1 protein-coding gene (running past both ends of the window) is annotated in these 25,492 nt (G+C 70.8%); it reads left to right on the plus strand.

All 25,492 nt of this window come from inside a single coding sequence — locus tag ACSVC7_RS10710, Ig-like domain-containing protein, on the plus strand. Of the gene's 46,269 coding nucleotides, 13,454 precede the window and 7,323 follow it; the stretch shown corresponds to coding positions 13,455–38,946 (codon 4,485, partial, through codon 12,982, complete); the first complete codon in view begins at position 2. The start codon and the stop codon both lie outside this window.

Raw genomic sequence — 25,492 nt, forward strand, 5'->3', positions numbered from 1 at the left:
CGTGGGCGTCGCCGGCCTCGGCACCCTGTCGGGCAGCCTGCGTCTGATCTCCACCAAGCGGGTGGAGAACGGCGTCACCGTCACGGATCTGTCCATCGGGCTGGAGACGGTCACGGGTTCGCTCGGCCTCGGCGGCGTGGCCGCGACGGTCACGGGCGGGCGCGGCGCGCTGATCCTGCGCAACGAGGAGGCGGGCGGCACCGTCACCAAGCGCTACGCGCTGGCGGCGGAGGGCAACGTGGCGCTGGACGGCGTCAGCGGCGTGACGCTGAAGGCCGACACGCTCCAGATCGCCTGGAACCGCTGGGGCGGCGCGCTCGACACCACGGTGGCGACGGCCAACGGCTCCTACGCGCTGCGCATGATCGACAACGAGACGCGCCTGCGCGGCCGGATGGAGGTGGACCTCGCGGGCGCGCTGAGCGTCGGCGGCGACATGTTCATCGAAAGCCGCACCGGCCAGTCGGTCACCCTGACGGACGGCAGCACGGTCGCGGTCGACCAGCTGATCTTCGGCGGTGCCGGGGTGCATGGCGCGGTCGGTACGGCCAGCGTGGGCGCCAGCCTGACCGACGCCGACATCGCCGTGGTCATCAGCCGCGAAGTCGGCGGCGCCGGCCGGCGCTGGCTGTCCAGCATGGCGGATCTGCACGGCTTCACGGTCCAGGGCTACGCGACCGCCGATATCCGCAGCGCGACCCTGGCGGTCAACCGCGCGCTGGGCGTGTCGGGCGACGCGCTCGGCACCAGCGGCCCGGTGGTGAACTGGGCGGCGCGCAATCTGCCCGTGACGCTCAACGCGTCCAAGGCCGTTCGGCTGGCCGACGGCGGGCCGGTGTTCCACGTCACGCTGGACGGCGCGCTGGCCTTCGGCCCGGCAACGATGGGCGGCGCGTTCGACATCGCGCTGGTCCAGGGGGCGGACGGCAGCCGCACCTGGACGGTCACCGCGTCCCGCGCCTACGCGGCGCTGGAGGCGGAAGGGGCGCGCGTCGCCATCACCGACGGCGCGGGCATCCTCGTGCTCGGGCCGAACGGGCAGCGGTCGGGCAGCATCAGCGGCACGGCGTCGGTCACCGGCGTGCAGGGGCTGACCCTGAACGGCGTGCTCGCGACCCGCTTCGACAGCAGCGGCAACCTGGAACTGGCCGGTGCGGTGAACGTCGGCATCGACGGCTTCGCCAGCCTGTCGGGCGAGTTCGCGGTGACCAAGCAGTCGGTCCCGCTGGTCGTGCCGCAGGTCGTCACCGTCAACGCGCAGCAGGGGGCGAGCGGCGCGGTCGACACGCTGACCCAGGGCGGCGTGAAGACCAGCACCACCATCGCGCTGAAGGCGGCGAGCGCCGACGGCACGCGCTTCCGCGAGGGCGACTATAAGTTCACCGTCGGGACCGCCAGCGTCACCGTCGCGTCGGCCGTCAACGGGATTCCGCGCTCGGACTCCGACTTCGCGGCGGCGCTCCAGACCGGCTTGCAGACGCTGTATGGCGCCGGCAACGTCCAGGTCACCGGCGACCGCGCGCAGGGATTCGAGATCCGCTTTGTCGGCGCGCTGGACGGGCAGGCCGTCGCCGCCCCGACGATGGTCCCGCCCGCCGATCCGGCCGACCGCACCGACTGGGGCCAGACTCACGTCGAAAGCCAGGGCACGCAGGCCACGGCGTCCGGCTATTACCTGACGCTGAACGCCCAGGTCGCGCAGCCCGACCGCAGCGGCAACCTCTTCACGCTCAGCTTCGGCGGCAAGTCGGTGGCCGTGCGCTACGTGCACGACATCACCAACCAGACCCGGTACATCCAGGAGGCCCTGAATACCCTGGTCGGCGACGGCGCAACCGTCACGCGCGACCCGGCCACCGGCCTGATGATCCAGGGCTACACGATCAAGCTGACCGCCGCCGCGGCAGGGCGGGGCTCGCTGACCGTCATCGACAGCGGCAGCCAGCACGACGTCACCTACAGCCTTGCCCAGACCGCCATGGGCGGGCAGGCGACCGGGGCCGTGCACCGCATCGACACCTTCGGCGCGGAGCTGTCCGGCACCTTCACCCTGGCGTTCGAGTTCAAGGGTGCGACCTTCACCACCGCCGCCTTCGACCTGCACGCCGCGCCGGAGACGGTTCGCAGCGCCCTGCTGAACGCGACCAACGCAGCGAGCAAGAGCTTCGCGTCCTTCGGCGGCGACGTGACGGTGACGCTGGACAGCGCGGCGCAGCAGTGGCGCGTGGCGTTCGGCGGCGCGGCGCTCGGCCAGACCATCCCGGTCATGGACGGCGTGGTCGATCCGGTGCGCGCGCCGGCGGCCTCCCTCACCACCACCCGCACCGGCGCCACCACGTCGGAGGTGCAGCGCCTTGACCTGCGGTCCACGACGTCCGGCAGCTTCGCCATCAGCCTGGGCGCGGCCACCACCGCGCCGCTGTCGCTGGACGCCAGCGCCGACGCGATCCGCACCGCCCTGGAAGGCCTGCCGGGCATCGGCGTCGGCAACGTCACCGTGACGCGCAACGCGGCGGGCCTGTGGACCGTCACCTTCACCAACGCCCTGAAGGGCAAGGACATCGCCACGCTGGCGCTGTCGCCCGTGCAGACGGTCGATCTGCGTCTGGCCGACGGCAAGGTCGCCGACGTGGCGCGCCTGCGCCTCGGCAACGGTGCGGATTGGGCGCTTTCCGCCACCCTCACCGGCCTGTCGGCGGAGGCGCAGCGGGCCGCGCTGCAAAGCGCGCTGGAGCAGCTTCCGGGCGTTGGCGCGGGGAACGTCGCGGTCTATGCGGTCGCCGGCTCGTCGGGGCAGTTCCGCATCGTCGGCGTCGGCGCGCTGGCCGGCAACGGCGTGCCGGCGCTGACGCTCGGCCTGTCGCGGGCGGTGGAGCAGCCGCCGTCCTACCTGCTGATCGGTGCCGCCAACGTCAACGCGACGGTGGGCAGCGGCGAGGCGGGCGTGTCGCTGAGCAACGTCACGGTCGGCCTCGTCCTGTCGCGCACGGCGGGTGGGGAGCGCGGCTACGCGCTCTACGCCTCCGGCATCGCGGAACTGCGCGGCTTCGACGGCGCGGTGACGATGCGGGCAGACGCGACGATTCAGATCAACACGCTGGGTCGCGCCATTGACATCGCCGTGCGCACCGGCCTGACCACGCCGCCGCGTCAGGTCACCTTCGCCGACGGCACCCGTGTGCAGGACGTGGTGATCCGCCAGGGCGACATCGCCATCAGCGGCCTCGGCACCCTGTCCGGTTCGCTCGCCCTGCGGGTCGAGCAGCGGGTGGAGGCGGGCGTCACCGTCACCGACCTGCGCATCGGGCTGGAGAACGTCACCGGCTTCGTCACGCTGGGCGGGGCGCTCGGCGCCACGCTGGCGTCCGGCAAGGGCGCGCTGATCCTGCGGCACGAGCGTGCGGCGGACGGCGCGATCACCACCCGCTACGCGGTGCAGGCCGAAGGCTCGGTGGCGTTCGATGCGGGCGGCGCCGTGTCGATCCAGGCCGACCAACTGCAAATCGCCTACAACCGCTGGGGCGGCGCGGTGGAGACCAGCGTCGCCACGGCGACCGGCCGCTACGACATGAAGCTCGTCGCGGACGAGACGCGCCTGCGCGGCCATATGTCGGCCAACGTCGCCAACGTCATCACCGCCGAAGGCGACCTGTTCGTCGAGGCGCTGACGAACCGCACGGTCGCCCTGACCGACGGCAGCACGGCTGTCGTGAATCAGCTCGTCCTGGGCGGCGCCGGTCTCGCGGCGGCGCTGCGCGCGGGCGGGGAGGGGCTGGGCCTCGTCATGGCGGGGGTCAACCTCGCCATCGTCGTCAGCGGCGAGACCGGCGGCGACCGCCGCCGTTGGCTGACCGGCAAGGCGACGGTGGGCAGCGCCACGGTCGCGGGCACGCGCCTGCTGGATCTGGACTCCGCCAGCCTCGACCTCAACCAAGCCCTGTCCTCGGCGACCGGCGTCGCCGCCCCGACGGGTGCGGCGGTCATCGACTGGTCCTCGGCCCGCCGCGCGGTCCAGGTGACCCCGGCGACATCCATCGAGCTGAGCGCCGGCACGGTCGTCACCGATCTGGCGGTCAGCGGCACGGTGCAGGTTGGCTCCGCCCGGCTGTCGGGCGCCTTCGACCTGTCGCTGAAGGACGTTTCCGGCTCCCGCCAGTGGGAGCTGCACGCGACCGACGTGCAGATCGGCGTGTCCGTCGCGGGCGCCAGCTTCGGCCTGACGCACGGCTCCGGCACGCTGGTGCTCGGCCCCGGCAGCGCGCGCAGCGGCTCCATCATGGGCACGGTCACGGTGACGGGCCTGGACGCGCTGTCGCTGACCGGCACCATGGCCGCCAGCTTCGACGCGCAGGGCAACATCACGCTGGGCGGCCACGCGGACCTCGGCATCGCCGGGGTCGCCACGCTGTCCGGCAACTTCCTGGTGCAGAAGAGCGTTGTCGGCGGGCGGGAGCAGATCGCCGTCGCCGCCGACGGCGTCACCGCCTTCATCGGCGTGGACGGGGCGGGCGCGCAGCTGACCGACGGGCGCATCGCCGTCATCGTCATGCGCAAGGCCGACGGCACGAGCGGCTACGCCCTGCGCGGCACGGGCACGGTCAACGTCATCACGCCGATCAACCTGACCATGACCGGGCAGGTCTTCGCCGAGGCCAACACGCTGGGCGAGGCGATCAACCAGACGCTGATCGTGTCGGGCCAGCCGATCACGCTGAACTACGGTGCGGCCGTGCTGGCGCCGCGGTTCAACCTCAGCCAGCTCGACGCGATGCTGACGGGCATCCTCGGCAACGCCATCGACAGCGTTTCCGACAAGCTCAACGACATCCACGCCGACCTCACCCCGGCCTACGACCAGCAGGGCCAGCCGACCAACGACAACCTGCTGGCCAAGGCCCTGCCGGTGCTCAACGTCTCGGTGACCGAGATGCTGGGCCTGGACAAGGTGACGGGCATCGGCCAGTACGTTCAGCGCTATCAGGCCGCGCACTCCGTCCGTCTGGCCTTCGACGGCGGCGCCAACCCGTTCGACGCGGCGGACGACGGCGTGCGCGTCACCATCGACAACCCCAACACCACCCTGACCTGGACCGCCATCCTGGCCGACGGCAGCGAGGTTGTCCTGCGCGCCGGGTCGGTGCGCGACGGCTTCAACGGCTGGGACGAGATCCGGCAGGCCGCCGGCCTCGCCTCCACCCCCGTCGGTCTGAAGGTCTCGGCGGCGCTGGGCGAGGAGAAGGCCACCCAGACGATCCGCACCGGCACCCCCGCCCCGACGGCGGAGGCGCCGACGCTGCGCGGCCTGATGAGCTATCTCCAGGCCAACTGGCTGCCGACCCTGCCGGGCGTCGGCTCCGGTGCGCTGGCGCTCTCGATGAGCGACACGGGGCTGGAGATCGTCTTCCACGACACGCTGCGCGCCAGCTCCACCATCAAGGTCGATTTCGGCGCGTCGGTGGACGCCATCGGCCTGAAGCTCGACGGCGCGCTGAACGTGAACCTGAACGTCGCGGCGGAGCTTGGCTTCAAGATCGCCATCGACTGGAAGAAGGGCAGCGCCAGCTTCAAGCTGGACACGCTGAACTTCACGGCGAAGGCGGCGGTCGACGACATCGACCTGGGTGCGGCACTCGGGCCGCTGGAGGTCAGCCTGGGCGACAAGGCGCGCCAGACCGGCAGCCTGTCCATCACCCTGGCCGGCAGCGTCACGCAGACCGCGACGGGCGGCTTCACCTACACCACCACGCAGGACAGCGTGCAGGCGGTGCTGCCGGTCTACGCCTCTCTGGCCGGGCTCGACCTGTCCGCCGGCAAGACGCCGACCATCCGGATGAGCGGCAACCCGCTGACCGGCAAGGGCATCTCGGTCACGACGGAGAATTTCGACAAGCTCGCCGACTTCAAGAGCATGTCGGTCGTCGACCTGATCCAGATGTTCCCGCAGTTCGTCGAGACGCTGCAAAGCGTCGCGGAGGGCGACAACTTCCTGACCGCGATCCCGTTCGTGGACAGCAGCCTGGACACGGTGCTGGACTTCGCCACGGGCTTCCAGCAGCAGGTCTACAACCGCATCGACTTCTACAAGCCGCGCGTCGACCTGATGACGGTCGCCTCGGCCAGCGTGGGTGCGGCGACCATCGACGGCCGCACGGTGGCCGTGCTGGTCAACCCGTTCGGCGGCTTCGACGCGGCGGCGCTGGCCGACGCGCAGGTCACGCTCACCGCGCGCGTCAACGGCGTGGAGGTGGTCATCGGCACCTACGGGGTCAGCGCGGTGCTGAACGGCACGTCGCTGGTCCTGTCGGGCACCCCGCCCGTCGGGCTGAAGGGCGTCACCGCCATTGTCCACAAGGCGCGCGAGCAGATCACCACGCTGCAGGAGTTCGTCGCGGCGGTGAACCGCTCCGGCGTGCTGCCGCTGGGCATGCAGATCACCTTCGACCCGATCCAGCGCGCCTTCAGCGTCCCCCTCAGCTTCCGCCAGGACTTCACGCCGGTCTCCCTGCCGCTGAACCTGGACGTGGGCAACGACGCCTTCAGCCTGTCCACCTCGGCCCAGGGCAGCCTGACCGCCTTCGTGCAGGGCAGCTTCGGCTTCTTCTTCGACCTCGACGGGCGGACTCTGCTCGGCAAGTCGGGCAAGGTCGCCGTTGGCTCCAACCTCTTCTCCGACGGGACCTTCCTCTTCGACACCACCATGCTGGGCTACCAGCTTGAGGTGGGCGGGGAGAGGTTTACCATCGTCGGGCTGGCCGACGCGCACACCGTCCGCCTCGACCACGCCGCCGTGGCGCTGGAGCAGGGCGGGTTCACGCTGCGCCAGAACAAGTTCACCATGGGCGTGGAGAACGTCGCGCTCAGCGGCGGCATCAGCCTGGACGTAAAGGATTTGGAAGTCGCGGTGCAGCTCGGCTTCCTCGGCGCCAAGGCGGGCGGTGTCGGCACCGGGTCGGGCGTGCATGTCGCGGCCAACGCCACGGTGGCGCTGGATCGCAATCCGGGTTCCAACAACCCGCTCGACCGGCGTTTCGCCTTCAACGAGATTTCCGGCTCGGCCATCCGCTTCTCGATCAACGGGGAGGCCTACGCGGTCCTGCGCGGGCTGCGGGTCAATCCGGGTGTGGGCAGCGACATTCCGCTGGCCCCGAACATCGAGCTGTCGATCCGCATGATGGATCCGTTCCACCCCGGATCGGTCACCGTCATCAACCAGAACCCGAGCTTCGCGCCCGACTTCCAGGCCCTGCTGAAGGCGGGCACGATCAAGTCCAACAGCATCGTCGTGATCCTTCCGGATCTCGGCAGCGCCTTCAATTTCAAGAACCTGAGCTTCGGCGACATCGTCGGCGCCCTGCGCGAGGGCGTGGAGTTCGTCGGCAACACGCTGTCCACGCAGCCCTTCTACACCACGGAACTGCCGGTCATCGGCACCTCGCTGGCCGACGCCTTCCCGTTCGTCGACACGCTGCTGGGCAAGCTGGAGGACGCCGCCAAGAATCCGGCCGGCGCCATCGGCGACGTGGAGCGCATCATCGAGAACGCGCTGGGCATCCACGACGACAACACCAAGCGTTATGAGGACCAGATCTTCGCGTTGGCGCTGCACGGCGACACGCTGGACATCCACTTCAACCTGACCGAGGTCTTCACCAAGAAGTTCGGCTTCAACCTGGATCTGGAAAGCCTCGCCCAGATGGCCGGCGGCGGGCTGGACGGGCTGGACTTCATCACGTCGCTGTTCGACGTGGGCGCGTCGGGCAAGATCACCCTGTCGGCGCTGGCGAGCCTTCAGGTCGAGGCGGGCATCCGCTTCGCGAACGGCAAGCCGGAGATCTTCCTCTACGACTACAACCCCACGCGCCTCCAGACAGTGGCGCTGGCCGCCTTCGGCGCGGTGGGCTTCGCGCAGAACCGCAGCGCGGTCAGTGACAGTGAATACGCCCGGATTCTGACTCAGTTCCGCTCGGCCGTGGCGAGCGCCGGCACCGGCGTGCAGCGCGTCCGCGCGACCGTGGACAGCGTCATCGACGCCGCGACGGAAGCCGCCGACAGCGACGCCGATTTCGGCGCCGGGCAGCTGAACGGACGCCGTCAGGCGGCGATCATGGCGCTGGCCTCGCGCCTCACCGCCGACCTCGGCGTCGAGGTGCAGCTCTTCGCCGGCAAGCAGCTGACCGTGGCCGACCCGGCCAGCGTCCGCACCTTCCGCGACGTGACGGTGGAGCGCAGCGTCAGCGTCCCGCCGGAACAGGCGGGCGGCACGCGCGCCGTGCTGGGCGTGCAGGTGCAGGGCAGCGACCTCGACCTCGGCTTCCACGCCGGGCCGATCGAGATGGGCGTGTCCAAGGGCTGGGTCGCCTTCGACCGCGACGGCAAGGCCAGCACCAGCGACTACGCCACCCTGACCGTCAAGCTGGACCAGATTCGCGGCACGATGAAGGACGACGGCCGCTTCTACATCGGCCGCGAGCGCCTGTCGGACAACTTCGGCTATGAACTGGAGGGCGCCTTCGGCGTCGACCTGCCGCTGCGGGTGGAACTGGCCGGCTTCGACATGAACGTCGGCGACCTGACGATCTCCACCGCGTCCGGCGGCGTGAAGGCGCTGATGGACGTGGCGGCGGGCAAGGCCAGCCTGGGCAAGGTGCTGAACGTCAAGGTTCCGGACGTGAAGCAGATCGTCCAGGACATGGTCAGCGACTTCTCGCTGCTCGGCGTGCTGAACAACCCCAGCCGCATCCTCGACGGTCTGGACGACGCGCTGGGCTTCGTCCAGGACAAGCTGGGCGACAACCTCAGCCAGTCGATCCCCTTCATCGGCAGCAAGCTCGCCACCGTCGGCAACTTCGCGCAGGACATCCGCGTCGGCCTGCTGGCCGACCTGCGGCACAAGCTGTCGGCCAACGGCTCGACCATCCTGATCATCCGGGATTCGCTGTTCGGCCTGCTGGGGCCGGACAAGGCCGGCATGCTGCTGGACGGCAACCACGACGGCCGGATCACCGCCGACGACATCCGCATCCACTGGTACGACAAGGCCGGCACCGACCTGGGCGTCTGGATCATCGGGCAGGACCTGCCGAAGAACGCCGATTCCATCCAGTTCGAGCTGCCGCTCGGCCAGCGGCTGGTCGCCACGGGCATCGACATTCCGCTGGCGCTGGACCTGCCCGGCTTCTCGCTGGACGTGAACGGCGGCTTCGCGCTGGACATCAACTGGTTCTTCGACTTCGGTTTCGGCATCTCCATGGCGGAGGGGCTCTACCTCGTCACCAACCATGGGACGACGCCCGAGATCCGTCTGACGGCCCACGCCTACCTGGACGGCGCGCCGAACGACCCGAACCTGCTGACGCCCTTCGCCGCCGAAGGCAAGCTGCTGTTCTTCCGCGCCCGCGTCACCGACATGGACAGCGACCCCAACGCCGCCGGCTTCCAGCCGGGCGGGGTGCTCGCCACGCTGGGCATCGACTTCAAGGGCAACAGCCGCGACCGCATGCCCATCTTCAAGATGGCGTTCGCGGCCTCCTTCACCGTCAACGCCGACCTGCGGCTTGGCCTCGTGCTCGACGCACCGGGCATTCCGGGCGTGCCGAAGATGGCCGCCGACCTCGTCATCAACTGGGACTGGGCGCTGGGCCAGAAGGCGAGCGCCCCGCAGGTGTCGCTGGAGCGGCTGCGCATCGACATCGGGTCGCTGGTGAAGGACCTGCTGCTGCCGATCACGCAGAAGATCGCCGGCACGCTGGAGCCGGTGAAGCCCTTCATCGACTTCCTGACCAAGCCGATTCCGGGCATGGAGTTCGCCTCCATGCTGGGCGGCGACGCCACGCCGCTGGGGCTCATCAACGCCTTCCTCGTCATGAAGGGGCAGAAGGCGATCCCCACCGACTTCTTCGACGCGGCGAAGTTCCTGATCAACCTGCCGGATCAGGTCGAGAAGTGGGCGGAGAGCGGCGAGCTTCTGCTGGGCGACCTGAAGGGCTTCGGCAGCGGCAACGTCCAGGTGGCCAAGATCGACCCGGCGATGGTGGAGCGGGTCACGGCCATCCTGCGCGACGCCAACCTGAAGACCATGGCGGATCGCGTGGCGGCGATGAAGGCCGCCAATATCCCCGAGGAGTATCTGAAATACGCGTCCGACCCCGTCGGATCTCTGAACCAGCTCGCCGGCTCCGTCCTGCCGGCGGCGCTGACCGACCGTCTGTCGAGCATCGCCAACCAGCTGATGGCCCCCAAGAGCAGCCAGCCGGCCAAGGGTTCGCCCCGCAGCGGCTTCAAGTTCCTGGAGTACATCAAGGACATCAACAACTGGAAGCAGCTGTTCACGGGCGGTGAGGCCACCCTGTTCAGCTACGAATTCCCGCTGCTGGGCAAGGACGTCGCCAGCACCATCCAGACGACGATCCTGTTCCCGCCGACCCCCTTCACCTTCACCATCGGCGCGAAGGTGGAATTCGGCGCCTGGGCGGATCTCGCCGTCGGCTTCGACACCTACGGCATCCGGCAGGCCATCGCGTCGGGCAACCCGCTCGACGTCATGGACGGCTTCTTCATCTACGACGTCAGCCTGCCGACCTTCGCCAACGGCAAGATCGTCCCCGGCACGGGCGGCGTGGACAAGCCGGAAATCACCATCACCGCGGGCGTCAGCCTGCGCGGCGCGGTGGGCATCGGCCCGATCTCCGGCGGCATCCAGGCCGGCGTCACCTTCTACACGACGCTGGATCTCCAGGACATCTACTACCCGACGCTGGTCAAGGACGACCTGGGCTACGTCACGCAGGTGAACTGGAAGGCCGACGGCAAGATCCGCGGCAGCGAAATCGCCACGATGTACGGGTACCAGAACGGCGGTTTCAAGAACCTGTTCAACATCACGATGGGCGCCGACTTCAAGGCGAGCCTGTTCGTCGAACTGAACCTGCTGTTCACGTCGATCACCGTGTTCGACATGGACCTGTTCAAGATCAACCTGTTCAACCTGAACTACGAGGCGCCGAAGGTTCAGCCCTTCCTGGCGACGCAGGTCGGCGACACGCTCTACATCAACGCGGGCGACCGCGCGGCGCTGCGCAAGTACTTCAACACCACCGACGGCGACGAGACCTTCATCCTGTCCGGCAAGGGCGGTACGGTGAACGTCGAGTTCGACAAGTACTACCAGACCTACTCGGGCGTGCGCCGCGTCGTGGCCAACATGGGCCAGGGCAAGGACGTCTTCGACAGCTCCCGCCTGCTGGACGTGTTCGTCGAGGCCGACGGCGGGGCCGGCGACGACAAGATGATCGGCGGCAAGAGCGGCGGCATCCTGCGCGGCGGTGCGGGCAACGACACGCTCAGCGTCGACGAGACGAAGGTCGCGGCCTCCGCCATCACGCGCGGCTTCACGCTCGACGGCGGGGCCGGGGACGACAAGATCACCGGCGGCAGCGGCAACGACGTGCTGCTGGGCGGGGCCGGCGACGACAAGCTGGACGGCGGGGCCGGCGACGACACGCTGAACGGCGGCGCTGGCCTGAACACCCTGCGCGGCGGCACGGGCGACGACACCTACGCCTTCGACGACAGCGCCGGCGAAACCGCCATCACCGACCGCGACGGCGACAGCCGCTTCGACTTCTCCGCCATGACCAAACAGGTCACGGCCAACCTGTCCCGGCGCGGCTTCTCCGCCGTCATCGGGGACGGGGTGGAGGTGCGGGCGTCCGGCGCCAAGACCGTCTCCATCACGCTGGGCCAAGCCAATGACACGTTGCTGGTCGCCGACTTCCCGGATTGGCGGGTGGACGTGCGCGACGTCGGCGGCAACGACGACTACCGCGTCACGCTGGGCCGCGCGGCGTCGGAGATGGCGACGGGCACCATCGCCATCGACGACCGCGACGGCGGGTTCGACGAGATCATCCTGGAGCAGACGCGCCCGTCGGACGCGATCCTTCTCGACACCAACACCGTGACCAACGGGCGGGAGGTGCTGGTCTACAACGCCGCCAACCGTGGCATCGAGCGCGTCACCCTGAAGGGCAAGGGCTCCAGCTACGACGCGGACCATCTGGTGTCGCTGGGCGGCGACATCCGCTACACCGCCGGCCTGCTGGTGAACGGCGAGGCCACCTCGCTGCTGACCAGCACGGGCTTCCGGGGCATCGGCCGCGCCGTGTACGGCGAAAGCGCCATGGAGGCGCTGCACGTCGTCCTGGAATCCTCGCGCACGCTGGTGATCGCCCACGACATCACGGCGCTGGAGAACGGCTACATCGACCTGCGGACCTACGGGGACAAGGCCGACATCAAGCTGAACGGCGGCAACCTCTACAATTCCTCGGGCGGCACGAAGAACGACCAGGGCGCGGGCTGGATCCGCATCCAGGTGGCCGACGGCTCCTTCCTGAACCCCGGCGGCAACGTCATCGCGGGCGAGGGCGCCTACCTGCTGATCAAGGCGCGCAACGCCATCGGCACGGTGGCCGACCCGATCCAGACGCGCGTCGGCTCCATGACCCTCGTCACCGCCTCGCACGGTGTCGGCGACGTGGTGATCCGCGAGGCGACCAGCCTGACGCTGGTCGAGGAGCGGATGCTGACCAGCCCGGAAAACCCCGGCTACGTCATCGACAGCACCCCGGCGGTCGACGGCTGGCAGGCCTCCGTCCAGTGGGACAACACGGCACCGGAGGCGTGGCGCCAGATCCTCACCGGCCGCCGCACCGGCCACGCGGTGGAGGTGGCGCACGGCGACCTGTCCATCGATCTGGTGGAGCGCAACGCGCTGCTGACGCTGGCCTCGGGCGAGGTGCGGACGGTCGAGACCGGCCGGAACATCACCCTGACCGCCGACGACCTGAACCTGATGAGCGGCGTGGAGATGGTGCGCGGCACCGGCACGCTGCGCCTTCAGGCGCACCAGGACGTCTGGAACTACTATCTGGGCACCGCCGCGGAATCCATCTACGGCCTGGACCTGGAGGAGACCAGCCAGGCGCAGACGGACCGCCCGGCCTTCTACCTGTCGGACCGCGACCTCGCGGCGCTGGCCGACGGCTTCGCCGGCCTATTCATCGGCCGCATGGCGCTGGGCAACCACATGTGGATCGGCGACGCCAAGCTGACCTCGCTGGTCAAGATGGTGCCCGGCCGGGCGCGCGAGACGAACTCCCGCCAGTCGGCCTTCCGCGACACCACCACGCTCTATTCCGACGTGATGGACGTGGTCGGCGACGTGCAGGCGCCGGAGGACGTGCTGACCCTGGAAACCCGCCTGCTGAACGTGCAGCGGCAGAACATCCAGGACCCCTACGGCCTGCCGGACAGCGGCCTCTACGCCAAGACGCTGGTCCTGAAGGTGGGGGATCAGGCGCAGGTCTCCGGCTGGGTGAAGGGCAGGGATTCGGTCAGCCTGACCGTGACCGGCGCGCCGGGTGCGGACGCCTATTTCCACGCCCCCTACGCGGGCGGGGCGAGCCTTATGCTCGACCAGACCGGCCTGATCACCTCGCTCAACGACGGTGGGCGGATCGCCATCGCCACCGCGCACGGCATCGAGACGCGCGGCACCATCGAGTTGGGCGGCACCGGCGGGCGGTTGGACATCGACGCGGGCGGCCCGGTGCTGGTCGTGGAGGGCAGCGACATCCGCGGCCTCGGCCAGAGTTCCACCATCGCCATCGCGTCGGTCGACGCCATCGCCATCAACCCCGGCTCGGCCATCCGCGCCGGCGTGGACTTCCGCCGCGAGGGCAACACGCCGGTGCCCTTCGTCACCGGTGCCAACGGGGCCGTGACGCTGAAGGCCGGGCACGAGATGCTGATCGGTGGCTCGGTCTCCGTCTCCGGCGACCTGACGGTGCAGTCGGGCGCGCAGGCCTACGACGGGGCGGCCTATGGCAACCCCGACGACGCGACCTACCAGCCGCGCTACGCGGTCTTCAACAAGACGGCCTACTTCCAGAACATCGCGAAGGTCAGCCCGGACCACTATCTGGCAACGCACAGCGGCGGCTACGGCCTGCTGGTCACCGGCACCGTCACCGGCCTTGGCGACGGCAAGGCGATGGTGCTGCGCTCCGACGAGGAGGTGATCGTCCGCGGCAACGTCAACGCGACCGGCGCCAACGCCACGCTGGCCTTGCAGTCGAACGAGTTCCTGTACGTCGAGGGCTTCACCACGGCGACGGCCGGCCTCGCCCTCTACGGCGGCGTCGGACTGGCGGGCGAGGCGCTGGCCGGGACCGGCGCGCGGTCGGACAGCCGGGGCAGCAGCGTCTACGTCCACGCGGTCAGCTCCGTGCGGACCACCGCCGCGAACAGCACCGTGACCATCAAGGGTGCCAAGGATGTGGACGTCCTCGGCGCCGTCATCGCGGGCGGCGAGGCGGGCGCCACGGGCGTGACCTTCGCGCTGGACGCCAACGGCGACGGTGGGGCGTCCATCCTCGTGACCGCCGGGGAACAGGTGCGCCTGGAGTCCGGCCTGCTGGCCAGCGGCGACGTGACCGTGCGTGGCGGCGTCGCAGGGGCCGACGACAACGGTCTGGGCGTGCTGATCGGCACGGCGGGTGGCATCACCGCCGCCGGCTTCGGCGCCAACGGCGCGGGCAGCACCGTGACGGTGGACAGCGCGTCCCGCCTGGAGACCATGGGCTGGATCAACGCGGGCGGGCGCCTGAATCAGGTGTTCGACGCGCAAGGGCACATGCTGTCGCAGACCATCGTCTGGTCCGGCCGCGATTCCGACATCCGGATCTCGGCGGCGCAGCGCGCCTTCATCGGCGGCAACACGGTCAATCAGACGGGCGAGGCGATCCAGACCGGCGGCTACCTGAACGCCAGCCGTCTGATCGACGTGCGCGGCGGGGTGGACGCGACCGGCGTCGGCCTGCTGGTGCATGGCGCGTCGGAACTGGTCGTCCAGGGCACCCGCAACGCGGACGGTTTGGTGCGCTCGGCAGGCGAGATCCGTCTGTATGGCGTCAACGACGTGGACATGCAGGGCCTGCTGCTGGCCGGCGGGCGCGTCGATCAGGTGCGCGACGCCAACGGCAAGTATCTCGGCCGCTCCGTCGTGCATTACGACGTGGACTCCACGGTCCGGGTCCAGGCCGACCGGCAGCTGATCATCGGCACCGACATCACCGCCGGCAAATCGGTGGACCTGATCGGCGGCCTCGACAGCCGCGCGCAGAGCGTCGGTTCGCCCTACGCCGGGCGCGGGCTGGTGCTCTACGGTTCGGCCAGCGTCACCACGACGCGCGAGAACAGCAGCATCGCGCTGAACGCGCCGGGCCGCGTGGACATCCTGGCCCCCGCCGACGTGAACGAGCTGCTGGCCCAGGGCTGGCCGGCGTCCGCCGACGGGCGCCTGACCCGCGACGTCAGCTTCACCCTGCGCATCGACAGGGTCAGCTTCGTGGTGGAGGCGGTGGTCACGCTGCGCGCCGGCGACACCGCGACCAACACCACCATCTCCGACCTGACCGACGACCTCGACCGGGCGATGGCCTCCGCCGCCTGGACGGTGGTGTCCACCTACCTGCCGGCGGAGCACGCCGTCGGCACCGCCTACACCGGTTTTGCCAGCGATCCGGCCTATCCGGACGTCCGGGCGAAGCTGCGCGACGGGCGCATCCGGCTGGCCGGCCCCTACGCCATGACCGCGAAGGCCGTGGCGGGCGGCAACGCCGCCGACATCGGCCTGTTCACCGACGCCACGACGACGGAGCTGACCTCCGGCCGCCGCTACGCGGTGGACGCGGCGGCGGCGGGCTCGGTCGTCACCATCGGCAAGCCGGGCGGTCCGAACGACAAGCTCTACATCGCCGGCAAGGTGCGGGCCTATTCGGCCATCGCGCTGAACAGCGGCACGTCGGCCGACGGGCGCGACATCGACCTGGACGCCACCGGCGTGCTGGAGACGCTGGCCGGCTCCATCGTCTTCAGCGCCGGGCGCAACGGCGTCCTCCAGGGCGACGTGATCGCGCGCGGTGCGGGCAGCGACGTGGTGATCACGTCCGGCCAGTCGCTGACCATCCAGGGCCGCATCGAGGCGGACGACCGCGTGTCGCTGACCGGCGGCGACGGCACCCCCGTCACCGACCCGACGAAGGCGGGCTACACCAGCCTGACCGTCGACAACACCGCGACCATCGTCAGCAGCGGCACCGGCGGCAGCATCGAGCTGTCGGGCACCAACGACGTCCGCCTGAACGGCGCCATCGGCGTCGGCAGCCCGAACGTGGCGCGCATCGCCCTGTCCTCCGCCAAGGGCACGCTGGAGCTGGTCCGCGAAAGCGGACGCATCGTCAGCGCCGGGCAGCTCGACATCTCCGGCCGCGACCTCGTCATCGACGGGCCGGTCACCAGCAGCTACATCGCCACTTCCGCCGCGCCGGAAATCACCATCACGGCTCAGCGCAGCGCGCTGCTGCGCGGCAACCTGACGGCGGCCGGCGGCGACGTGGCGGTCGCGGCGGACAGCGTGGACGTCTACGACGCCGCCTTCCGCGTCGCGACGCTGGATATGCAGGCCGCGACGATCACCTTCGGCACGCCGGTCAGCGGCACCGTCGCCAGCCAGCGCGGCGCCACGGTGGACGCGGGCAGCCGGCTGGCGCTGACGGCGACCGAGGCCATCCGCGTGAACGCGGGCGTCAGCCTCGTGTCCCGCGACAGCGCGTCCGCCATCAGCCTCACGGCGCCGCGCGTCACCGTGATCGGCACGCTGCACGCCGGTGCGCGGATCGAGAACGGCGCCATCGTCGCCAACGCCGACCAGGGCGTCGTCACCGTCACCGCCTCCGACTGGCTGCGGCTGGGCGTCAAGGCCACGGACGGCGTGGCGGGTGCGACCGTCACCCGGGGCGGCAACATCGCCGCGACAGGCGAGATCCGTCTGAACGGCGGCTCCGGCGCGACGCTGGGCGGCATCGGCCTGTACATCGACGCCAACAGCCGCGTCGCGACGCTCAGCGCCGACGGCACGCGCAGCGGCGCCATCACGGCGACCGCGCCCAAGGACATGGTCATCGACGGCTATGTCGATGCGGGGCAGGAAGGCGGCACGGTGTCCGTCACCGCCGGGCACCAGATGACCGTGGACGGCATGATCGTCGGCCACGACAGCGTGTCGCTGTCCGGCGGCACGCAGGACGCCAGCGGCATCTCCCTGCTGACGACCGCGCTGACCTACAAGATGAGCGGCAGCGCCTTCGTGGACGCGCAGGGCCGCCTGATGGACGCGGACGGCTGGCTCATCAACGCGCAGGGGCAGTACATCGACGCCGCCGGCGCGGTGCTCGCCACCGGGGCCGACAAGGTGGCCGGCGGCGATCCGGTCCGCCTGTCGGGGGCGACCATCGACACGGGTGCGGGCGGCGTGATCGCGCTGACCGGGGCCGGCACGATGCAACTCGCCGGCATGATCGGGCGCCCGGTCGCCGCGTCGGGCACGGTGACCACGCGGCCGAAGTCGGTGACGATCGCCGGGGCGGGCGACGTCAACCTGCTGGGCGACATCAACGCGCTGGATCTGGTGGCCGTCACCGGCCGCAACGTCAGCGCCCTGTCCGGCGCCTTCGTGAAGACGCGGGCCACCGGCGGCGACATCACCATCAACGCCACCGGCAACCTGCTGGTGGAAAGCGCCAGCGGCCTGAACGCGGCCGCTCAGCTGTCCGCCGCCGACCTCGCGCACCTGCGCGGCAACACGGTCTATGTCGCGGGCATCGTGGAGGCACGCAACCGCGTCGTCCTGAACGCCGCCGGCGACGTGGCCATCCACGGCGTCGTGGCGGCGGTGGGCGAGGGCGGCAACGTCGATGTCCGCGCCGGCCTGTCGTCCGGGCTGTCCGACGCGGCGGCCCTCGGCACGGTGGCGCGCGCCAGCCTGGGCGACGGATCCATCCGCATCCTGGGCCTCGGCACCATCCAGGCGCAGGGGGAGGTCACGCTGCTGGCCGGCGCCGACGTGGTGCTGAACTCCTCCGCCGCCCTGTCGGACGACACCAAGACGGTGGCGACCCCGGTCATCAGCAACGAGTCCGTCACCATCCAGGTGGTGACCGGCTACAACCAGGTGGTGGACAGGGTCATCCAGGTTCCGGTGGTCAAGTGGGTGTCCACGACCGTCACGGAGCAGGTGGGGCTGGAGTCGGTGAAAACCGGCTATTCCTACCACACCATGGACGTCACGCTGACGCAGGACGGCTACTGGAACGGCACCACCCAGACCAAGCGCGAATGGTTCGTCGAGGGCGTCGACTACCGCAACGCCGCCGGGTCGGGCCTGTCGGGCATCGTCATCGACTGGGCCGCCGCGGGCGTGGCCGCGCCGGCGCTGATCGGCGGCCGCCAGCCGACCTTCAACCAGCTGACCGACGCGCAGCGCGACGCGGTGATCGCGCAACTCGGCTACAAGAAGCTCTACACCTTCTCGTACGGCAACCTTCAGACCCATCAGGTCATCAACGGCAACGAGACCGTGCAGACCTGGACGCCGGACTGGAGCCTGCCCACGGCGGCGGGCACCAAGCGCCCGACCCAGATCGTCAACATCCAGGTGTCCGGCTGGGAGGACAAGTGGATCAACCTGCCGCTGGGGGCGGAGGAGGACGTCCTGCGCGTCGTCAGCCAGGGCGCGCCGCGCACCAGCTTCGAGACGGTCGGCAGCTATCAGGACACGGCCAGCGTGCTCTACACGCAGGACCGGTCGAGCTATACCTCCTATTACAGCAACGGCGCCTGGACGACCGACAACGACAACTCCACGGCCCGCTGGACCGTGTCCTACAACGGGTCCGGCTGGCGCAACTTCAACCTGCTCGACAACGGCGTGGCGCAGCGCACCGTCGGCCTCACCCGCCTGCCGGATTGGGTGGACAGCAACACCTTCGTCCAGGGCCAGGACGTGCTGGGCGCCGGCGTGTGGAACAGCCTGCGCGACCGCACCTACGTCGCCTCCTACGGCGGCTACTGGGCCTACGCGAACGCCAAGGTCGGCTATTTCGACAGCACCCAGTCTCTGGCGAACGGCACGGCCGTGGCGTCGCATTACGTGCTCGTCGGCTACGACAGCCGCGACCATCAGGATTGGCGCTGGTCCACCGGCGCGGGCGGCGGCGCGCTTCTGCTGGACGACGACAGCAGCCCCGACAACGTCTGGTACGGAAGCGGATATTACGGCGGCATCCCCTATGACCTGGAGGACGACGTCGCGGGCCTCTGGCTGGACGCGAACAGCCGGATCGAGATCTTCAACGACCCGAATTTCGGCCGGAAGTCCGGCGACTATTCGAACCTCACCGGCAGCAGCCAGTTCTTCGCCGACGAAGCGTGGCGGGGCAACAACGGCGGCGACGGCATCTCGTCGATGATCATCTACGGCCGGCAGTGGTTCTGGGTCGGCGCCAACCGCTACGAGACGGAGAAGGACTACCGCTACGACTGGACGAGCAAGACCCAGACGATCACCGATCAGCGCTCGACCTTCGATTACAAGTGGTACAGCAACAGCGCGGACATCTTCGACAACCGGCCGAAGTTCCGGAACTACGACGTCGAGACGAAGGTCGTGCAGACGGCCAACGTCACGCTCTACCGTGACGAGGCGATCACCCAGGACCAGACGACCACCCGCTCCACCCGCATCCTGGGCGCGGGCGGCACGACCTACGGCAGCTTCGCCGACGCGGCGGTCAAGGGCGCCCGCGTCACGGTGGACGCCGGGCGCGACGTGGCACTGACCGGCGTGGTCCAGGCGACCGGCACGGGCGCCCTGTCGGGCCTGACCGTCAGCGCCGGCCGCGACATGGCCGTCACCGGCCAGACGGCGCCCGTGGGCTCGACCGTCGCCGCCGTGCTGTCGCAGGTGCAGTCCGCCGGCAACGTCGCGATCACCGCCGGCCGCTCGGCGCAGTTCGACGCCGCGTCGGTGGTGACGGCCGGCTACGGCCTGACCGCGACCACCGCGCAGGCCGTCCAGACCGCCGGGGCCGACTTGTCGGTGACGGTCGGGGCCGACCTGTCCCTGCAGGGCGAGGCGCGCGCCGCCGACACGCTGACCCTGTCCGCCGGCCGCAACGCCGCGCTGAACGGCATTCTCCGCGCGGTCAACCTCGTGTCGGCGACGGCCGGCGCGGGCGTGGAGGGCACCGGGTCCATCACCGGCAGCATCACGACCGACATCCAGGCGAGCAATGGCGCCATTTCCTTCGTCACCGGCGCGGTGCGCGGCGACATCAGCTTCGACCGGGCCGGCATCTCGGCCTTCGGGACGGGCGGCAGCGCCGGCACGATCACGCTCGCCACGCCGGGCGGCGGCATCTTCGTCAAGGGCAACGCCATGGTCGCCCGCGCGGTGACCATGACCGCCCAGGGCAGCATCGCGGGCGACGCCGCCGACAGCACGGCCCTGGTGGTCGCCGCCGGCACGCTGGACGCGCAGAGCGCCGGCAGCGGCGTGATCGACATCACGGCCTACGGCGACGTGGACGCGACGCGCCTGCGCACCGCCGACGGCAGCATCACGCTGGCCGGCGATTCCGCCGTCACCGCGCGCGACGTCCAGGCCGGCCCGGCGCTGAATCGCAGCACCGTTTCGCTGACCAGCGCCCGGAGTCTGTCCATCGGGACCATCGCGGGCGGCCAGACCAGCCTGACCGCCGGGGACACCATCACCCAGCGCGCGGGCTCGACCGTCGCCGCCGGGCGTCTGGTGATCGACACGCAGAACGCCGTCACCCTGAACGCGCTGACCGTCTCCACCATCCGGGCGGAGGTGCACGACGCCGGCGACCTGACGCTGACCACCACGGCGGGCGCCCTGCTGGAGCGGCTGAAGACCTACGACGGCACGATCACCGTCACTGCCGCCGGCACGCTGGCGGTGCGCGACGTGACCGCCGGGCGCAGCGGCTCGCGCACCGTGGCCCCGGCGACCGGCGCGGATCTCGACCTCGCGGCGCAGCCGACGGATGTCCGGCTCGTCACCACCGGCTCCATCGTCGGGGACGGCAACGGCACCCATGTCACGACGCTGGCGCCGGTCCTGACCGGGGCGGGCGGGGTGAAGAGCGTCGCCGGGGGCGCCCTGTCGCTCCAGGCCGGCACGGGCATCATCGGGCTGACCGTCAACGTGGCGGAACTGCGCAGCGTCGTCAGCGCCGCCGGCGACATCGCCATCACCGACGCGAACGCCACCGGCTCCGGCCGGTCGCAGTTGCGCGTCACCGACGCGGCGGCCACGGCGGGCAACCTGACCATCGCCTCCAACGCTTCGCTGGACGTGTTCCGCGCCAGCGCGGGCGGCACCGGCAAGACGCTGACCCTGCGCTCCACCGCCGGCGATCTGTCGCTGCGCGGCGTGGCCGACGCGGGGGCGGTGTCCTCCGGCGGTTCGATCCTGCTCGACGCCGCGGTCAACCTCGTCATCGACCCGACGCTGTGGGTGGACGCGCCGCAGAGCGTGACCTTCAAGGCCGGCGCCTCCTTCACCATCCCGACCACGCAGATCGTCGGCGGGGCGACGCTGGGCCGCAGCTACACGGCCCCGGTGCTGGTGGTCGAGTCCGGCGAATCCCTGCGCGCCGACGCGCCGCTGCTGGTCAACGGCGCCGCCGCGACGGAGGACCGGGTGGAACTGCGGTCCGGCCGCGACATCACGATCAACGCCGCCATCACCCGCGCCTCGGGCTCGGCGGTCGGCACCATCCTGCTCGCCGCCGCCGGCAACAACCCGCGCACGGTGCTGGAGCGCGACGCCGTCACCGGCAAGCGCATCGTCGACGGCGCCTCGGGCCTCAGCTACATCGAGGGGACGGAACCGGCGACGGAGACCGGCAGCAACCTTGCCTACATCAGAAGCGGCGACTATTACCGCGGCACGGTGGGCGGCAAGTACGTGCAGGACGCGCGCGACTTCCGCACCGTCGCGACCGGCGTGGCGGTTCAGGTGCTGACCGACAGCGCCGACGGCACCGGCGCCATGTATCTGATCGGCGGCACGGAGGCCGGCGGCTGGGCGGTCGGCGCGCAGATCTACGCGGCGGGCGCCACCAACACGAGGGTCCAGGTGCTCGACCGCTCGGTGGTGAAGGTGACGGCGCAGGCCGCCGCCGAGACCTCGATGACCGTGCGCACGCGCCTCGACAGCTCCGCCACCGTCACGCTGGCCCAGGGCAAGGCGGCCTACGACCGCATCGACATCACGGCCGCCGGACCAGCGGGCAACGTCGTGCTGACGGCCAGCCAGAACCTCGACCTCGACCGCATCCGCATCCAGGCGACGGGCAACGTCGCCCTGACCACGGACGGCGGCGTGGAGGCCGGGCAGGTGCTGACGCTGGAGGACGCGGACGGCGTCGTCTACGCCACCCGCACCATCACCGCGGGCGACCTCGGCGGCACCGTCAGCCTGCCGAAGCCGACCGGGCTGGCGAACGGCACCTACCAACTCTTCGCCGTGCTGCGCGACGCCTGCGGCAATGTGGCGCGCTCCACCCAGGCCTACACGCTCACCGTCGGGACGGGGGTGCGGGCGGCGGACACGACGGCCCCGGCCGCCCCGGTCATCACCACCGCCGGGAGCTTCACGTCCGTCGATCCGGAGCCGGTGCTGACCGGCACCGCCGAGGCCTATGCGACGGTCAGCCTTTACGAAGGCGGGACGCTGCTGCGGACGGTGCAGGCGGGTCAGACCGGCGCCTGGACGGCGGCCCTGCCGATCCTGACCGACGGCGCCCACACCATCACCGCACGCGCCAGGGACGCCGCCGGGAACGTCAGCGCCTCCGCCGCCACGATCGGCTTCACCATCGCCGCCCAGCCGCCGGCCGCACCGGTCATCACCGGCTTCAGCGGCGACAGCGCACCGGCCGGCGACGGCCGCACCACCGATGCCACGCTGGTTTTGACCGGCACGGCGGCGGCGGGCAGCACCGTGACGCTCTACCGCGACGGCAACGCTACGCCCATCGGCACGGCGACCGCCGACGGCGGCGGCACCTGGAGCTTCGACTATACCGGCACGGTGCTCGATCCGGGCACACACCAGTTCCGCGCCAAGGCGACGAACGCGCTGGGGCTGGTCAGCGGCCTGTCCGGCGCGCTGGTCGTCACCATCGTGACCGGCACCACGCCGGCCCTGACGCTGGAGACCGTGGCGGGCAAGGACGCCTCGGTCTCCGACAACCTCGCCCTGTCGGTGGTGGAGGGCTTCAAGGGCGCGACCCTGGCCGGCAGCGTCGAGCGCGGCGCGACCGTCACCATCACCATCGGCGGCCAGAGCCACGCCGCCTGGGTGGAGGGCGACCGCTGGTCGTACCGCCTGACCGACGCCGACCTGACGGCCCTCACTACCGCAGGCGGCGCGCTCAGCATCGACGCCACCAACGCGGCCGGCGGCACCAACAGCATTGCCACCACGCTGACCATGGGCGCCTCGCGTCCGGCGGTGACCGTGGGCACGGTCGCCGGCGACGACACGGTTGCAGAGGCGGAGCGTACCGGCCTGACCATCGGCGGAACCGTGACCGCAGGGTCCACGGTGACGCTGACCGTCCCTGGCACGGGCAAGGTCTTCAACGCGACCGTGACCGGCTCCACCTGGCAGTATGCCTTCGCCGAGGGCGATTTCGCCGCGCTGGGCACCGGCGCCATGACGCTGCGGGTGACGGCGGGCAACGGCGGCTTGACCTCGGTGACGGACAAGGCGGTGACCATCGTCCCCGCCGCGCCGACGCTGACCACCGTCAACGCCCAGCCCTACGCCAACGGCTTCACGACCCGCAGCGCGACGCTCGCCCTGTCCGGCGCGATGACTCCGGGCCTGACCTCCGTGACGGTGGGCTGGACCTGGACTCCGGCCAGCGGCTCGCCGGACACGGGAACGGTCACGGCGACGCTGGACCGCATCAACGGCACCTGGACCGCAACGCTGCCGAACAAAGGCAACGACGGCAGCTTCGCCCTGTCGATCACCGCGTCCGACGGAATCAACAGCAGCGCGGCGCTGACGCGCACGCTGGTCGTGGACAACACCGGCCCGGCCGCGCCGACCCTTTCCATCGACGCCAGCCAGCAGCCGGGGGGCGTCACGGTGCCGCGCCCGGTCATCACCGGCACGGCGGAGGCCAACGCCTGGGTCCGCCTGTTCGACGGCGCAACGCTGGTCGGAACCGCGCAGGCGGGCGCGGGCGGCGCCTGGACTCTGACTCCGGCCGCCGCCCTGGCCGCCGGCAACCACAGCCTGACGGCACAGGCGACCGACGCGGCGGGCAACGCGGGTGCCTCCTCCGGCCCCCTCGCTATCACCACGACAGGCGTCGGCCTGACGCTGGAGCCCGTGGCGGGCACCGACACCGTCAGCCCCTACGGCCGCGACGGGCTCACCCTGCGCGGCACCACCACCGGCACCAGCCTGTGGGTGGCGACCGACCAGCTCAACACCGCCACGGTCGCCGCGGGCGGCTCGGGCTACGCCGGCACGGACCGGGTGGTGTTCTCCGCCCCGACCACGCCGGGCGGGCGCACGGCCACCGGCACGCTGACCATCGTCGGCGGCGTGATCACGGACATCGTCATCACCGATGGCGGCAGCGGCTACACCGCCGCCCCGACCTCGACCATCGTGACCTCGGCGGGCGATCCCTCGACGGGCACGGGCGCCAGCATCACGACCGCGCAAGCCTTTGCGCCGATCAAGGTGGATGTCGGGCACGGCGTCGCCGGCATCAGCATCACCGACGGCGGCACCGGCTATTCCGACGGCGACACGGTCACCTTCTCCGCCCCGGATCTGGCCGGCGGACGCACGGCGACCGGCACGTTGACGGTGTCCAACGGCGTCGTCACCGGAATCACCATCACCGACGCCGGCAGCGGCTACACGAGCGCCCCGGCCGTCATCATCGCGTCCGCAAGCACCGACGCCGTGGTCACGGCGGTGCTGACGGCGGTGGAAAGCTGGTCGCTCAGCCTGACGGCGGCCCAAGTGTCGGCGCTCTCCGCCGGTCCGGGCCAGACCCGCGGCTTCGCCGTCATGGACGCGGCCAGCCTCGACGCGGCGACCTCCGTCGTGACGCGCACGGTGACGTGGCAGTCCGGCTCCACCACGCCTCCGGCGGCGACGGCCGGCGACACGGCCGCGCCCGCCGCGCCCGTGGTGACCCGCGTGTTCGGAACCTCGGCGACCGAGGCCTACGGCGTGGCCGGCACGACCGAGCCGCACGCGCTGGTCGTGGCCTATGCCGGGGCCACGGAGGTGGGCAGCGTGCGCGCCGACGGGAATGGCGCCTGGTTCTTCGACATCCGGACGGCGACGCAGCCGGTTGGCGACGGTACCGCGCTGGCCTTCCGCGCCAAGGACGCCAGCAACAACGTCAGCACCGCCTCGGCCTCGGTCGTGGTGGCCGCCATGGCTCCTTCCGTCGCCATGAACGACGTGGCCGGTGGAACGCTCACCGCCGCGACGGTGGCCAACGGCCTCGTCGTGACCGGC

The organism is Azospirillum mesophilum, assembly GCF_053470405.2.